The sequence below is a fragment of the Pseudomonas sp. JV245A genome (assembly GCF_032424515.1).
GTDB lineage: Bacteria > Pseudomonadota > Gammaproteobacteria > Pseudomonadales > Pseudomonadaceae > Aquipseudomonas > Aquipseudomonas protegens.
This window is the reverse complement of record NZ_VYKE01000033.1, coordinates 34368-48753: the sequence shown is the minus strand read 5'-3', so window position 1 is coordinate 48753 and position 14386 is coordinate 34368. Positions and strand designations below refer to the sequence as shown.

Genomic DNA, 14386 nt, shown 5'->3' with positions numbered 1-14386 from the left:
GCAAATGCCGCCAGGTGCGCCGCCACTTCCGGCGTCAACAGGGGCACGTGGTACTCGCTCTTGAACAGGGGAATGGTCGAGTCCGCCAGGCGCGGCCAGCCCAGCTGGAAGGTGCCATCGACCAGATCGACGGCCAGCCCCTCGACCTTGGTCTGTCCGGATTTCCAGAACACCGCGGCAATGGAAAAACGCGCGATAAAGGCGATCAGGCTGTAGGGAATGCGCTCAAACCCTTGAATGATCCGATTCACCAGTCCGGCAATGGGTGTTTCTGTCTGGGTGTTCATGGTCAGGCCTTCTTCTGGGGTTGCAGGTCGATAAGAGCGCCGTGGCCGAGCAGCAGGCCCAGGCACTGGCCCAGGTCGAAGTCGGCCTGGGCGTCCAGGGCATGGGCCGCGGCGATTTCCAGCGGCCAGTGGTTGCGTAGGGCTTCAATGAAGGTCATGGCGCCGGTATCCACGGCGATCACCTCGACCTCCAGGGCGTTGCGCAGCACCAGGGCGTTCTGCCCCTGCTGCAGGTCGAAAGCCGGCCAGGGCTGGTCGCTCTGGTGCGCCGCCCACAGGCTCACTACGGCGTAGCCGGAGTGCAGGGTGCGCAGTGACGGATGCAGGAGCAGTTGCGCCTGGCCGAGGCGGTCGGGCTGGTTCATCGCCGCCAGTAGCCGTGACGGCTCCAGGGGGCGGGCGTCGGCGGCGTGGTAGGCCTCGACCCGCAGCCCTTCAAGGCGGGCCATGTCGGCCAGGTAGGGCAGGCCGGCGGCCGGCCCGAAGCCCTGGATAAAGTCGCCCAGGTCCCGGCCATAGTCGTTGAGCAGAGGGCTGGCGGGGGCGAAGTCCCGGATGTAGAGCGCGGCCATGGCGTTGAAAAACTCGCGACCAACCAATTGCATGACGACCGGGTATGACTCGGCCAGGGCGTTGCTCAACGAGGCCTGCACATTGTTGCGATAGACCGCGAAGCGGCTGGCCGGATCGGCGCCGTTGCTGCTGGACAGCCCCTGTGGGCAGCCCGGTTCGGCGCTCAGCAGGGCCCTGGCGAATTCCCCTTGGCCGCTCATGGCTGCACCTGGGCGCCGAGCAACAGCGCTTCTGCCTGGCTGGCCTCGGCCATCAGGGTGGCAAAGGCCGGCAGGTGGTTGTCGCGCTCGATCAGGGTGGCCATCGGGCCGATGAGCCCCAGCACCTCCTGGTACAGGGTCCAGACCGCAGCGTCGACCGGGGCGCCGTGATCGTCGATCAACAGCCGGTCACCGAGGCTGTCCCGGTCTTCGGCGAACCCGGCCAGATGAATCTCGCCCACCGCCTGCAGCGGCAGTGCTTGCAGGTAGGCCAGGGGATCGCGCTGGTGATTGATGCACGACACATAGAGGTTGTTGACGTCCAGCAGCAGGCCACAGCCGCTGCGCTGGACCACTTCGCGGATGAAGTCGGTCTCGTCCAGGGTCGAGCGTTGGAATTGCAGGTAGGTGGCCGGATTTTCCAGCAGCATGGTTCGTCCCAGATGGTTCTGCACCTGGTCGATGTGCTCGCAGACCCGGCGCAAGGTGGGCCCGTCGTAGGCCAGGGGCAGCAGGTCGTTGAGGAACACCGGGCCGTGGCTGGACCAGGCCAGGTGTTCGGAAAAGGACTGGGGCTGATAGCGTTCGATCAAGCCGGCCAGCCGCTCCAGGTGAGCCTGGTCCAGGGGGCCTTCGCCACCGATGGACAGGCCGACACCGTGCAGCGACAGCGGGTAGCGTTCGCGGATCAGGCCCAGGTAATGGTGGAAAGGGCCGCCCGCCACCATGTAGTTCTCCGCATGCACCTCGAAGAAACCGATGTCGGGCTGCTCTTCCAGCACGTGTTTGAAATGCTCGGTCTTGAGCCCCAGCCCGGCGCGGGGCGGTAGGCTGGAGGCGCGCGCCTGAATGTCGTGGCCAGGGTGGTGCAGCGGGGCGGTGTTCATCGTCGACACTCAGGCAGGCGCAGGATCAGGACTTGGCTTTGAAGGCTTCGAGCTGGCCGAAACCGGTAGGCGAGGTACTGCTGGCGGTTTTCTCGCAGCTGCCTTTGGGTACCAGCTTCCAGGCGTTGGCCTGGTCGTTGACCTTGGAGGTCCCGGCGCAGGTGGTGCCGGCGCCCGCGGCGCAATCGTTCTTGCCCTTCATGGCCACGCCGAAGCACTTTTCCATGTCGTCCGCGGCATGGGCGGTGGTGGGCAGGGCGGCGACGCTGAGGGCAGAGCCCAGGGCCAGGACCAGGGCAGTGGCGGACAGGGTACGAGTGTTGCTCATGATGTTTCTCCAGTGCGGTTGGGGTAAGGAAGCATCTGTGCTTGCTTACCCCTCTAGAGAAGGCTCATGGGGATTCGTTACAGCCCGGGGCAGTTTTTTATCCCGGAACAAAAAAAACGGCCCCGAAGGGCCGTTTTCAGTGACGCAGGTGCTTAGCCGCCCAGGTAGGCTTCACGCACCTTCGGATCGGTCAGCAGCGATTCACCGGTGCCTTGCATCACCACCCGGCCGTTCTCCAGCACATAGGCACGGTCGGCGATCTTCAGCGCCTGGTTGGCGTTCTGCTCTACCAGGAACACCGTCACGCCGTCGCGGCGCAGCTGTTCGATGATGTCGAAGATCTGCTGGATGATGATCGGCGCCAGGCCCAGGGACGGTTCGTCCAGGAGCAGCAGCTTGGGCTTGCTCATCAGCGCACGGCCGATGGCGAGCATCTGCTGTTCACCGCCGGACATGGTGCCGCCGCGCTGGGTGAAGCGCTCCTTGAGCCGCGGGAACAGCTCCAGGACCTTGTCCATCTGCTCCTGGTAGTCGCCCTTGTCGGTGAAGAAGCCGCCCATGGCGAGGTTCTCTTCCACGGTCAGGCGGGCGAATACCCGGCGGCCTTCCGGCACCACGGCAATGCTCTTGCGCATGATCTGCGCCGAGCTTTGCCCTACCAGTTCTTCACCCAGGTAACGGATGCTGCCGCTGTGGGCCTGGGGCGAGCCGCAGAGGGTCATCAGCAGGGTGGACTTGCCGGCACCGTTGGCGCCGATCAGGGTGACGATCTCGCCCTGGCGGATCTCGACGTTGACGCTGTGCAACGCCTGGATCTTGCCGTAGAAGGTGGAAACGTTTTCGAACTGCAGCATTTACGCTTCCCCCAGGTAGGCTTTGATCACTTCGGGATTGTCGCGGATCTGTTCCGGCGTGCCGTCGGCCAGGGGCGTGCCCTGGTTGATCACCACGATATGGTCGGAAATGCTCATGACCAGCTTCATGTCGTGCTCGATCAGCAGCACGGTGACGTTGTGCTCCTCGCGCAACACGCTGATCAGCGCTTTCAGGTCCTCGGTTTCCTTGGGGTTGAGGCCAGCGGCCGGCTCGTCGAGCATGAGAATCCGCGGGCGGGTCATCATGCAGCGGGCGATTTCCAGACGCCGTTGCTGACCGTAGGCCAGAGTGCCGGCGGGGCGGTTGGCAAACTCCCGCAGGTTGACCTTGTCCAGCCAGTAGCCGGCGTACTCCATGGCTTCGCGCTCGCTCTTGCGGAACGCCGGGGTCTTGAACAGACCGGCCAGGAAGTTGGTGTTCAGGTGACGGTGCTGGGCGATCAACAGGTTCTCGACCGCGGTCATGTCCTTGAACAGCCGCACGTTCTGGAAGGTCCGTACCACGCCCTTGCGGGCGATCTTGTGGCCCGGCAGGCCTTCGATCGGCTCACCGTCCAGGAGGATGCTGCCGGCGCTGGGCTGGTAGAAACCGGTCAGGCAGTTGAACACCGTGGTCTTGCCGGCACCGTTCGGGCCGATCAATGCCACCACTTGTTTTTCCTTGACGGTCAGGGCCACACCGTTGACCGCCAGCAGGCCGCCGAAGCGCATCGACAGGCCGGTTACTTTGAGGATCTCACGGCTCATTTGCGCAGCTCCATGTGAGGACGTTGCATGGGCAGCAGACCTTGAGGACGCCAGATCATCATCAGCACCATCATGGCGCCGAACATCAACATCCGGTATTCGCTGAATTCACGCATCATTTCAGGCAAGAGGATCATCACGATCGCCGCCAGGATCACACCCAGCTGCGAGCCCATGCCACCCAGCACGACGATGGCGAGGATGATCGCCGACTCGATGAAGGTGAAGGACTCCGGGGTTACCAGGCCTTGGCGCGCGGCGAAGAAGCTGCCGGCGAAACCGGCGAACGCGGCGCCCAGGGTAAAGGCCGAGAGCTTGATCACGGTGGGGTTCAGGCCCAGGGCACGGCAGGCGATCTCGTCTTCACGCAAGGCTTCCCAGGCACGGCCGATGGGCATGCGCAGCAGGCGATTGATGACGAACAGCGCCGCCAGTGCCAGCAGCAGGGCCACCAGGTAGAGGAAGATCACCTTGTTGATCGAGTTGTACTGCAGGCCGAAGAACTCGTGGAAGGTCTGCATGCCTTCTGCTGCCTTGCGCTCGAAGGTCAGGCCGAAGAAGGTCGGCTTCTCGATGTTGCTGATGCCGTTGGGGCCGCCGGTGAGATCGGTCATGTTGCGCAGCAGCAGACGGATGATCTCGCCAAAGCCCAGGGTCACGATTGCCAGGTAGTCACCCCGCAGGCGCAGCACCGGGAAGCCCAGCAGGAAGCCGAAAGTGGCCGCCATCAGGCCGGCGATCGGCAGGCAGATCCAGAAGCTCAGGCCGAAGTAGTGCGACAGCAGCGCATAGCTGTAGGCGCCGACGGCGTAGAAACCCACGTAACCCAGGTCCAGCAGGCCGGCCAGGCCGACCACGATGTTCAGGCCCAGGCCCAGCATCACGTAGATCAGGATCAGCGTGGCAATGTCCACCGCCCCGCGGGAGCCGAAGAACGGCCAGACCAGGGCGCCAAGGATCAACGCCAGTATGATCCAGCGCTGGGTGCTGGGCAGGGTCAGGAAGTTGCTGGCCTTGGCCGGGATCAACGGCATGCTGGGAGAGGACTTCCAGGCGGCGCTGATCTGGCTATGGAACAGCACCCGCAGGAACATCAGCACCGAGCACACCGCGATGGTGGCAAGAATGGTCGGGCTGGTGTTGTGGACTTCCAGGTTGATGCCGACGATGGTCAGTTTCAGGCCCAGCACCGGGTAGGCGACAGCCCAGACCAACAAGGCGCTGAACAGCGCCGATTTAAGATTCCTAGTCATACTTTCTCAACCTCCGGACGGCCCAGAATGCCGGTCGGACGGAACAACAGCACCAGAACCAACAGGCCGAACGCCACGACGTCCTTGTACTGGTCGCCGAACACGTCGGCACCAAAGGCTTCGGCCACCCCCAGCACCAGCCCGCCGAGCATCGCGCCCGGAATGCTGCCGATGCCGCCCAAGACCGCTGCGGTGAAGGCCTTGAGGCCCACCAGGAAACCGGCGTTGGGGTTGATCACACCGTATTGCATGCTCAGCAGCACGGCGGCGATGGCCGCCAGCGCGGCGCCGATCACGAAGGTCAGGGCGATGATGTTGTTGGTATTGATCCCCAGGAGGTTGGCCATCTTGATGTCCTCGGCACAGGCGCGGCAGGCGCGACCCAGGCGAGAACGGGAGATGAACAGCGTCAGGCCGAGCATGGCGATGAGGGTCACCACGAATACCACGATCTGCATGTAGGAAATCAGCACTTCATGTGCGCCGCCCGGCCCGATGGAGAAGTTGCCCGGGATCAGGTTGGGAATGGATTTGTCCTTGGAGTCCTGCGCCAGCAGAACGGTGTTCTGCAGGAAGATCGACATGCCGATGGCGGAGATCAGCGGGATCAGGCGGTTACTACCCCGCAAGGGGCGGTAGGCGATCCGTTCGATGCTGTAGCCGTAGGCACTGGTGACGACGATGCTCGCGATGAAGGCTGCGGTCATCAAGAGCGGGACGCTGTCGAGTCCCATCATGGCCAGCCCGGCGATGGCGATGAACGCCACGTAGGAACCGATCATGTACACCTCGCCGTGGGCGAAGTTGATCATTCCAATGATGCCGTAAACCATCGTATAGCCGATGGCGATCAGGGCATACGTGCTGCCAACGGTGAGACCGTTAACCAGCTGTTGGAAAAAGTGATAGATGTCAGGCATTACAACGCTCCTAAAAACCTGATACGCATTTCACTGGTGGAGTCATTTTCCCGCCCAGGCCCCGTGGATCTGCACCCACTTCGGGCTGGGTTTTGCCAGCGAACCGCTGATGACGGTTTTGAGATTTTCAGGTGGGCGGGATTCCGGATCACGGAACACAGGCCCATACATTCGTAAAACAAAGCCCACGGCACGCCGTGGGCTTTATTGGCAGTCAGTCAGGCCGCGCCTTACTGAGGGGAAACTTCGGTTTTAGGTTTGCCGAAGTGCCACTCGTAGACCACGAACTTGAAGTCTTTCAAGTCGCCCTTGGCGTCGAAGCTCAGGTCGCCGGTAGGGGTTTTGAAGGTGCCGGCGTGGATGGCTTCAGCCACCTTGGCCGCGTCTTCGCTCTTGGCGTTGGTGATGGCGCCGGCGATGACTTCAACTGCGGAGTAGGAAGGGAATACGAAAGGACCGCTCGGGTCTTCTTTCTTGGCCTTGAACGCGTCAGCCAGGGCCACGTTGGCCGGGTCCTGGTCGAAGGATTTAGGCAGGGTGACCAGCAGGCCTTCGGAAGCATCCTTGGCGATCTGCGAAATGGAGTCGTTACCCACGCCTTCCGGGCCCATGAACTTGGCCTTCAGGCCTTTTTCCTGGGATTGGCGCAGGATCAGGCCCAGCTCAGGGTGGTAGCCGCCGTAGTAGACGAAGTCGACGTTGGCCTGCTTGAGCTTGGCGATCAGCGAAGAGAAGTCCTTGTCGCCGGCGTTGATGCCTTCGAATACGGCGACCTTGGTGCCTTTCTTCTCCAGGGTCTGCTTCACGGCGGTGGCGATGCCTTCACCGTACTGCTGCTTGTCGTGGAGCACGGCAACCACTTTGGGTTTCACGTGGTCGGCGATGTAGTTACCGGCGGCAGGGCCCTGGGCGCTGTCCAGGCCAATGGTGCGGAACACCATCTTGTAACCACGGGCGGTGATGTCCGGGCTGGTGGCAGCCGGGGTGATCATGATCACGCCTTCGTCTTCGTAGATGTCGGAAGCAGGTTGAGTGGAGCTGGAGCACAGGTGGCCGACCACGTACTTGACGCCATCGTTGACCACTTTGTTGGCGACTGCCACGGCTTGCTTGGGATCACAGGCATCGTCGTATTCAACGGCTTCGAGCTTCTTGCCGTTGACGCCGCCTTTGGCGTTGATCTGTTCGATGGCCATTTTCGCGCCACTGAACTGCATGTCGCCGTATTGGGCTACAGGGCCGGTCTTGGGGCCGGCGATACCGATCTTGATGGTGTCAGCTGCGAACGAATGGCTGGCAACCCCGGCCAGGACCATAGCGGCAAACAGTTTGGAAATCTGCTTAGTAGCCTTATTCATAGTGCTCCACTCTTACTGTTGTAATTTTTATAGTTCCGGCGGCCTTGGTCGCAGAACCGAATCAGATATTTCGTGAATACCCGTCGGAAAATGCCCCTGGCAACTGTACCGGTACAGTGTAGAGCGCCGGTTGTTCGCTTGAAAAGCTGGCTGCTGGGGGCAAAAACGCGGGGTGTCGCTTAATTGAAAGAAAAAGACAGATTTGCGGCGTGGCTTGCGCCCGGTTCGGCGTCAGTCCCTGGCGCTTCTGAGCTTCTCGATCGGTGTCGCGCTTGCTTCTGGGTTTTTCTGCCAGAGCCCCGACGTTATGATTGCGCCGATTTCATTTCTGGACAGTCCCATGACTCAAGAACCTAGCACCCTCTATGCCAAGCTGCTTGGTGAGACCGCATCTATCAGCTGGAAGGAACTGGAGCCGTTCTTCGCCAAGGGTGCCCTATTGTGGGTCGAGGCTGACCTGGATCTGATCGAGGCGGCCCAGGCCGTGGCCGAGAACCAGACAGAAAAAGTGGCGGCCTGGCTGGCCGAAGGAAAGGTCGAGAAACTGTCTGCGACGCGGGCATCCGATCTGCTGGAACGTGATCCGACGCTGTGGGCGGTGGTGGTTTCACCCTGGATCCTGATCCAGGAAAGGGCATCGCGCTAAGAGCGTGCACCGATAAGGGGCGGGTTTTTGTCGGACAAAAGTGTGTAGCCGAGTAACCGTGAATCCAGTGATGGCACCTTGCCGTAGAGAAAGGCCCCACGGGCTTTTCCCTCAGGGTGACGTTCACGGAAGGGGAACAGTTTCAAGCCCAGCCGACGAGCTGCTTAATTGTTTCGCGATGTGAGCAAATTGACCATTCGCCAGCCAGCCGGTTCCCACAGGACAGGAGGTTTTTCCCTGCCGTGCAGGAGCCGGCTGGCCGGCGAAGCCCTTCTTAATACGCGGTCTTGCCCGTGTGACTGTTGAGCGAGATGACCCGGGTCTTGCCGATACGGTGGCGGTAGATTTCCCGCAGGTACTTGATGGCCTTCTTCACGCAATCCCGGGACAGGCGGATGTCGTTGATCGAGACGAACTTGTCCTTGTCGTTGATCAGCTCGCGGTACTTCTTCTCGTACATCGGCTTGATCGCATACCAGTTGGTGTCGAGGATCTTCGCCGGGTTCTCGAATTCGTTGAGCAGATCGTCGATGCGGTCTTCATCGAACTGGTCACTGACGATGAAATCCAGCACCGAGTTGTCCAGGGTGTCGTCGAAACGGTATGGATTGCGCGCAAAGCAACGCTTGATAAAGGCCACGATCAGGGTCAGGAAGTCGTCCGACAGGCACGGGCTCTTGGCGATCAGGGTGGTCAGCGACAGGTTGGCCGAAGCGCCGATCACCAGCGCATAGCGCTTGAGGGTGGTGTTGGGGAACAGGCTGTTGAGGTGGGTCTTGAGCCGGTTCAGGTCCATGTAGGACAGCTTGTAGTCCTTGGGCAGGGACACGATCGATACCACCGACGAGCAGTTCTTGAAGAAGTGCAGGTCATGCAGCGCCGCGGCGTCATAACCCGAAGCCTTGTATTGCTCCAGGGCCGCGCGGTAGCGCTTGGACTCGATCGGCAGCAGGCTGATGCCCTCGATGGCCTGGGTCACCTTGTTGAAGTGCGGCAGGTCGATGGAGCGGAAGAACAGGTCGTCGATGTTCAGGCGCTGCGGCTCTTTCTCGAACACCTTGAACTTGTCGCCGGTGGGCACCGGCTGCTCCGGCACCACGGATTCGGCGTAGGCGATCGCCACCGGGCCCGCCAGGCTCATGAACAGGTCGTTGGCATCCAGGCGGATGGTTTCGCCGATGTCGATGCCGGCCCGCCGGAAGTAGTTCTGGTCGTAGTCGGTGGTCACCGCCTGGGCGGTGAGGATGTTGAAGATCTGCTGGGAGATGTACTGGTTGGCGTGCTTCTCCATGGCGTTGACGTCGATGTTCTGGATGTTGCCGTCATCGCTTTCTTCGGCGTAGCGCATGATGTCGTTGGAGATCAGCATCATCGCGTTCCAGGGGCGGATCCGTCCCATGACGCTGGCTTCGCTGCTGTCTTCATTGTCGAAGTTGTAGGAGAAGTCCCACTCTTCCGAAAGGTATTTGCACAGCAGGCGGCCGGCGTTGATGTGCAGCGCCTCGGACATTTCGCTGCGATGGTCCGAAATGTTCGGTAGCACGCAGATGCCACTGGTGAAGATCGGCTCGAAGACGAAGGAGTGCCCGCTCTTGCTGTCGTGCTCGTCCATTGGCTTGGTGTCGAAGGTCTTGTTCATGTACGAGTACTGCTGGGCCAGGCCGAATTCCGAGGCCATGCCCGAGCCGGTACCGCCGCCGGCACTGAAGATCGAGAAGTACAGGCGCGACTGGTTGGCCTTGATCCCGCAGGAGTCGATCAGGTACGAGTGGATCATCTTCCAGTCGGGGCTGGAGAAGCGCTGGGTGTCCTTGTTGAGGATGATCTTGGCCAGGTACTGGCCGAGGATCGGCGCGTTACCGGCGCCACCGGCGTGGACTTCCGAGAGGTCCATGATCTTCATCTTGCTGTAGTCGCGGATGAAGCCGCTTTTCTCGCCCTTGCGCGAGAAACGGATGCGCCCGGCAATGTCCTTGTCCAGGTCGCCGAGCATCACCAGCGGTTCCACCAGGAACACCGGCTTGCTGGCCTTGTTCTGGCCCAGGCGCAGGTTCTGGCGGATCCACTGGCCGGGGCTGTAGCCGCCTTCGTAGGCCTTGTCTTCGTTATTGAATTCGTTGAGGTAGAACTTGCGGGCGTTGTACACCAGCTCGGCCACATCCAGGGCGATGTTGGAGCCGCAGCGGCCCAGGCCGATCAGGCAGACCGACGGAAATTCCTGGTCGCGACGGTTGTCCGGCTCGCCTTCCAGGTGCGGTGGCCGCGGGAACACCGTGTCGCGCAGACCGTCGAGGTTGTCGAGGATGCGGTCGGTATTGGTTTCGGTGAAATACAGGTACTGCTGAGTCGACAGGGGGCGTGAACTGGACAATGGCTTCGGGTCTGAGGGGCTAGTTGTGGGGGAGGTCAGCGTCATCTCGGAGACTGCGTTGGCAGGTTTGTTTTTAGAAGTCATTGTGCGCCATATGCCTGGTCAGGTTGGCTCGTGGACGAGGTGTCGTCGAACCATCACGGAATGGGACCTCGTCGCTGCGTGGAGCGCGAATTTTGCCCAAGGCGTCAGGGTTTTTTCTGAGCGACGCTCGGGGGAATCCTTTCCTGAATCATGATGAATCGGCCAGTATTCGGTGATCTTTAATCAAATGAGGGCAATATGATGTCAGCGTTACCTTCACTCGGCTTTGCCGGAATCGGCCTGATGGGCTTGCCGATGTGCCGCCGGCTGCTGGCGGCGGGCTATCCGCTGACGGTGTGGAACCGCAACCCGGAAAAATGCGCGCCCCTGGTGGCTGCCGGGGCGCGACAAGTTGCCACGCCGGCGCAGCTGTGCGCCGATGCCGACCTGATGCTGATGTGCCTGGCCAATACCGAGGTGGTGCGCGAGGTGGTGTTTGGCCCCCAGGGTATCGCCCAGGGCGCCCGGGCCGGTCAGCTGCTGCTGGACCTCTCCAGCCTGGAACCCACGGCTACCCGGGAAATGGCCGCCGAACTGGCCGCAAGCCGCGGCGTGGCCTGGGTCGATGCGCCGGTGTCCGGCGGTACCCCGGGCGCCGAGGCCGGCAGCCTGGCCATCATGGTTGGCGGTGAGGCGACGGACGTCGAGCGGGTGCGGCCAGTGCTGCTGACCCTGGGGCAGCGGGTCACGCACATGGGGGCGGTGGGCGCCGGGCAGGTGACCAAGGCCTGCAACCAGATGATCGTCGCCTGCAACGCCCTGGTGATCGCCGAGGTGGTGGCCCTGGCCGAGCGCTCGGGGGTGGATGCGCGGCTGATCGCCGAGGCCCTGGCCGGTGGCTTTGCCGACTCGAAACCTTTGCAGATCCTGGCCCCGCAAATGGCTGAAAGCCGGTTCGAGCCGGTGAAGTGGCATGTGCGCACCCTGCTCAAGGACCTGGATGGAGCGGTGAAGTTTTCCCGCGAACAAGGCTCGGCGACGCCGATCAGCGGATTAGCTGCGCAGTTGATGCGTCTGCATGGTGGGCAGGGCTATCTGGAAAAAGATCCAGCGACCCTGGTTCGCCTTTATCGGGACCCGGCGCCCGCGGATTGATCGGCGCGGCGTGGCGCTGGTCGAGCTCCTCCAGCACCCCGCGCAACTCCCGCAGCGGCACCGGATGGCTGAGCAGGTAGCCCTGCAGGTAGTCGCAGCCATGGTGCTGGAGAAACGCTTGCTGTTCCGGGGTTTCGACCCCTTCGGTGACCACCTGCAGGTGCAGGGTGTGGGCCATGATGATGATCGCCTGGACGATCTCCATGTCCTGGGTCGACTTGGGGATGTCCTGGATGAACGAGCGATCGATCTTCAGGGTGTTCAGGGGCAAGCGCTTGAGATAGGCCAGGGATGAGTAGCCGGTGCCGAAGTCGTCGATCGACAGCGACACCCCCAGCCCGCGGATCTGCTTGAGCAGCGCCAGGGTGCTGGCAATATTGCCCATCAGGGCGTTTTCCGTGACTTCCAGCTCCAGCCGCTGCGGCGCCACCTGGGCCTGGCGCAGGGCGCTTTCGATCTCCCCGGCGAGCTCTTCGCGGGTCAGGTTCAGGGCCGAGCAGTTGACCGCGATCTTCAGTTCGCCACAGCCATGGCGCGACAGGTAGGCCAGGTCCGCGCAGGCCTTGCGCAGCACCCAGTTGTCCAGCTCGGCGATCATGCCGTTGGCTTCGGCAATGGAGATGAAGCGATCCGGGGTCAGCAGCCCATGTTGCGGGTGCTGCCAGCGGATCAGGGCTTCGAGCTTGGTGACCCTGCCGCTCTTGAGGTCGTAGATAGGTTGGTAATACAGCAGCAGGCCCTGGTCGTCGCGCAGGGCGTTGCGCAATTCCTCTTCCAGTTGCAGTTCCAGGGTGGCCCGGGTCTTGAGGTGGGAGTTGAAGAAATGCAGGCTGTTGCGCCCGCAATCCTTGGATTGATACAGGGCCAGGTCGGCGTTCTTGAGCAACTCCTCGCAGGTCTTGCCGTCATCGGGGAAGACGCTGATGCCGATGCTGGTGGTCATCACCATGCGCCGCCCTCCCAGTTCGATCGGCTCCTTCATTTTCTGCATGATGCGCTGGGCCATCTGCCGGGCTTCTTCGCGGTCGTACAGATTGATGAGGATGCAGAACTCGTCGCCGCCCAGGCGTGCCACCACGTCTTCATGGCTGCGGGTGGAGCTCTTGATGTGCCCGGCGATGACTTTCAGCAACTCGTCCCCGGCATCGTGGCCGAGGCTGTCATTGATGCGCTTGAAGTGGTCGATGTCGAGGAACATCACCGCCAGCATGCCGCCAAAGGTGGTTTTCTCGATGAGCTTTTCGGCGAACAGCTGGTTGAAGCCGCGGCGGTTGATCAGGTTGGTCAGGGCGTCGTAGTGGGCCACCTGCTGCAGGGAAACCCGGGCCTGGTCCAGTTGCGAAAGCAGGGCATTGACCCGCCGCAGGTCCCGCTCCTTGTGTTGCAGCTTCTTGTCGGCCAGGGCCGCGCTGATGCCGCTGCCGATGATCAAGAGCACGATCGCGCTCAGGGTCAGGCCTAGTTGCAGATGCCCGTCGGATGTGGCGGGGGCGGGCAGGCTGCCGGCGGGCAGCACCAGGGTCATGGCCCAGATGCCGGTGAAGTGCATGAGCACGATGGCAGCGCCCAGCACCAGGCTGCTGGCGTACTTGAGCAACTGGTGGAACATGCCGCTGCCTTCGCGCAGGTGACGGGACAGCAGCAGCGCCGCCAGGCTGCAGGCGATCGCCACCAGCACCGACAGCGCCATCAGTAAGGGGTCGTAGTACAGGCTGGCGCTGCTGCGCATGGCCGCCATGCCGACGTAGTGCATGGCGGCGATGCCCAGGCCGATCCAGATCGAAGCAACGCCATAGCGCCACAGCGGCATGTGCGCGTGGCTCAGGGTGTTCATCGCCAGCCAGGCGGCGACCAGCGCGATCAGGAGCGACAGCAGGGTCAGGGGCAGGTCGTAGTGGATCTGCAGCGGCGCCTCGAACGCCAGCATGGCGATGAAGTGCATGGCCCAGATCCCCCCGGCCAGGCAGCAGGCTCCGACCCAGCGCCACAGGCGCTGGCTGGCCGGTCGTTCGGCATGACTGACACGTTCGGCCATGTCCAGGGTGGCGAAGCTGGCGGCACAGGCTACCAGGTAGGCCAGAAGCACCAGAACCGGGTTGTGGGTGCAATGCAGGACCACTTGCCCGGCCTGAGGAAGCTCGGTAATGAAATGCACGCCCAGCCAGTCCATAGCCTGCCCATCTCTGAGTCATCTGAGGTCGGCGGAGCCGCGCGCCAACGAGTGCTTGGAGTATAGAAGGCACCCGCTGGCTGCAATGGGAGGTGGCACGCTGCTGCTAATGATTTGCTTATGGGCCCTATCGCCAAAGGTGCTAAGCGCTTTCCTCGTACCAGGGCTCGGTGTCCGCCGGTTCCAGGGGGGCCAGGCCGAAGGCGGCGCGGGCGGCGTCGCAGTCGCTGTTGGGCTGGCCGTCGGTCCAGGAAGCCTCGAACTCGCGGCACGGGCTGGAGCGCTGGTCATAGATCGAACAGCTCACACCCTGGCCGACCTCGCCTTCAAGGGCGATGCAGCGCGGGGATTTGCAGTCGGTTCCGAGCATTGCCACCCGGCTGGGGCTGATACTTTGCACCAGCTCGTCGGGGACAGTCCCGCCGGATGAGGCGCATTCGCCCCAGAAAAAAGACACACGAAAGTATGAACAGCAGGCACCGCAATTCAGACACGGACTGGCTTCGGACATTGGCGTATTCGATGGGGGAGGGGTTGATAAGGGGGGCTGGCAAGGCGGCTATTCTAGGCTTCGCATCGGCCTTGGGAAGGG

At 62.3% G+C, this 14386-nt stretch carries 13 protein-coding genes and 1 pseudogene; 2 read left to right on the top strand and 12 right to left on the bottom strand.

Annotated features, from left to right (window positions below; all coding sequences use genetic code 11):
- The 9 genes and pseudogenes from F6S12_RS12430 to F6S12_RS12390 form a co-directional block, all read right to left on the bottom strand.
- Nucleotides 1–287, bottom strand: a pseudogene (locus tag F6S12_RS12430) (DoxX family membrane protein); the annotation flags it as partial.
- 2 nt (nt 288–289) lie between these two features.
- Nucleotides 290–1060: a DNA-binding domain-containing protein gene (locus F6S12_RS12425; protein WP_315868940.1), complete on the bottom strand. Its 771-nt coding sequence runs from the start codon at nt 1058–1060 to the stop codon at nt 290–292.
- Nucleotides 1057–1947 carry a DUF692 domain-containing protein gene (locus F6S12_RS12420; RefSeq protein WP_315868939.1) on the bottom strand — a complete coding sequence of 297 codons (891 nt, stop codon included), beginning with the start codon at nt 1945–1947 and terminating at the stop codon, nt 1057–1059. Before F6S12_RS12420 ends, F6S12_RS12425 begins: the two co-directional genes overlap by 4 nt.
- 25 nt (nt 1948–1972) lie before the next feature.
- A complete protein-coding gene (locus F6S12_RS12415; RefSeq protein ID WP_011059637.1) occupies nt 1973–2275 on the bottom strand; it encodes a DUF2282 domain-containing protein in 303 nt (100 codons plus the stop codon).
- 152 nt (nt 2276–2427) lie between these two features.
- Entirely contained in the window at nt 2428–3129 is a 702-nt protein-coding gene (locus F6S12_RS12410; protein WP_015634412.1) for an ABC transporter ATP-binding protein, read from the bottom strand.
- Nucleotides 3130–3897 carry a high-affinity branched-chain amino acid ABC transporter ATP-binding protein LivG gene (gene livG, locus F6S12_RS12405; protein ID WP_060837861.1) on the bottom strand — a complete coding sequence of 256 codons (768 nt, stop codon included), beginning with the start codon at nt 3895–3897 and terminating at the stop codon, nt 3130–3132.
- Nucleotides 3894–5150, bottom strand: coding sequence for a high-affinity branched-chain amino acid ABC transporter permease LivM (locus tag F6S12_RS12400; RefSeq protein ID WP_011059640.1), 1257 nt, complete (start codon nt 5148–5150; stop codon nt 3894–3896). Before F6S12_RS12400 ends, livG begins: the two co-directional genes overlap by 4 nt.
- Nucleotides 5147–6070 (bottom strand): high-affinity branched-chain amino acid ABC transporter permease LivH, encoded by a 924-nt coding sequence (gene livH, locus F6S12_RS12395; RefSeq protein WP_011059641.1) that lies wholly within the window; start codon nt 6068–6070, stop codon nt 5147–5149. Before livH ends, F6S12_RS12400 begins: the two co-directional genes overlap by 4 nt.
- A 230-nt stretch (nt 6071–6300) precedes the next feature.
- Nucleotides 6301–7428 carry a branched-chain amino acid ABC transporter substrate-binding protein gene (locus F6S12_RS12390; protein WP_011059642.1) on the bottom strand — a complete coding sequence of 376 codons (1128 nt, stop codon included), beginning with the start codon at nt 7426–7428 and terminating at the stop codon, nt 6301–6303.
- A 340-nt stretch (nt 7429–7768) separates the two neighbouring features.
- On the opposite strand from F6S12_RS12390, the gene F6S12_RS12385 reads away from it, so the two are divergent.
- On the top strand, nt 7769–8074 hold the full coding sequence (locus F6S12_RS12385; RefSeq protein WP_041774089.1) for a DUF2288 domain-containing protein: 306 nt from the start codon (nt 7769–7771) through the stop codon (nt 8072–8074).
- 274 nt (nt 8075–8348) lie between these two features.
- On the opposite strand, the gene F6S12_RS12380 is transcribed toward F6S12_RS12385, so the two are convergent.
- Nucleotides 8349–10529: a hypothetical protein gene (locus tag F6S12_RS12380; RefSeq protein ID WP_011059644.1), complete on the bottom strand. Its 2181-nt coding sequence runs from the start codon at nt 10527–10529 to the stop codon at nt 8349–8351.
- 198 nt (nt 10530–10727) lie between these two features.
- Between F6S12_RS12380 and F6S12_RS12375 the strand changes: the two genes are divergently transcribed.
- Nucleotides 10728–11624, top strand: a complete 897-nt coding sequence (locus tag F6S12_RS12375) for an NAD(P)-dependent oxidoreductase (protein ID WP_011059645.1) — start codon at nt 10728–10730, stop codon at nt 11622–11624.
- Here F6S12_RS12375 and F6S12_RS12370 read toward each other — a convergent pair.
- Together F6S12_RS12370 and F6S12_RS12365 are read right to left on the bottom strand one after the other, a co-directional pair.
- Nucleotides 11515–13794 (bottom strand): putative bifunctional diguanylate cyclase/phosphodiesterase, encoded by a 2280-nt coding sequence (locus F6S12_RS12370; RefSeq protein ID WP_011059646.1) that lies wholly within the window; start codon nt 13792–13794, stop codon nt 11515–11517. The genes F6S12_RS12375 and F6S12_RS12370 overlap by 110 nt on opposite strands.
- Nucleotides 13795–13936: 142 nt before the next feature.
- On the bottom strand, nt 13937–14305 hold the full coding sequence (locus F6S12_RS12365) for a YkgJ family cysteine cluster protein (RefSeq protein ID WP_015634416.1): 369 nt from the start codon (nt 14303–14305) through the stop codon (nt 13937–13939).
- Nucleotides 14306–14386: the final 81 nt, after the last annotated feature.

Coding starts and splice junctions, on each gene's coding strand:
- livH (WP_011059641.1), bottom strand. CDS start 6,070: ATGCCTGACATCTATCACTTTTTCCAACAGCTGGTTAACGGTCTCACC.
- F6S12_RS12375 (WP_011059645.1), top strand. CDS start 10,728: ATGATGTCAGCGTTACCTTCACTCGGCTTTGCCGGAATCGGCCTGATG.
- F6S12_RS12385 (WP_041774089.1), top strand. CDS start 7,769: ATGACTCAAGAACCTAGCACCCTCTATGCCAAGCTGCTTGGTGAGACC.
- F6S12_RS12400 (WP_011059640.1), bottom strand. CDS start 5,150: ATGACTAGGAATCTTAAATCGGCGCTGTTCAGCGCCTTGTTGGTCTGG.
- F6S12_RS12390 (WP_011059642.1), bottom strand. CDS start 7,428: ATGAATAAGGCTACTAAGCAGATTTCCAAACTGTTTGCCGCTATGGTC.
- F6S12_RS12415 (WP_011059637.1), bottom strand. CDS start 2,275: ATGAGCAACACTCGTACCCTGTCCGCCACTGCCCTGGTCCTGGCCCTG.
- F6S12_RS12365 (WP_015634416.1), bottom strand. CDS start 14,305: ATGTCCGAAGCCAGTCCGTGTCTGAATTGCGGTGCCTGCTGTTCATAC.
- livG (WP_060837861.1), bottom strand. CDS start 3,897: ATGAGCCGTGAGATCCTCAAAGTAACCGGCCTGTCGATGCGCTTCGGC.
- F6S12_RS12370 (WP_011059646.1), bottom strand. CDS start 13,794: ATGGACTGGCTGGGCGTGCATTTCATTACCGAGCTTCCTCAGGCCGGG.
- F6S12_RS12410 (WP_015634412.1), bottom strand. CDS start 3,129: ATGCTGCAGTTCGAAAACGTTTCCACCTTCTACGGCAAGATCCAGGCG.
- F6S12_RS12380 (WP_011059644.1), bottom strand. CDS start 10,529: ATGACTTCTAAAAACAAACCTGCCAACGCAGTCTCCGAGATGACGCTG.
- F6S12_RS12425 (WP_315868940.1), bottom strand. CDS start 1,060: ATGAGCGGCCAAGGGGAATTCGCCAGGGCCCTGCTGAGCGCCGAACCG.
- F6S12_RS12420 (WP_315868939.1), bottom strand. CDS start 1,947: ATGAACACCGCCCCGCTGCACCACCCTGGCCACGACATTCAGGCGCGC.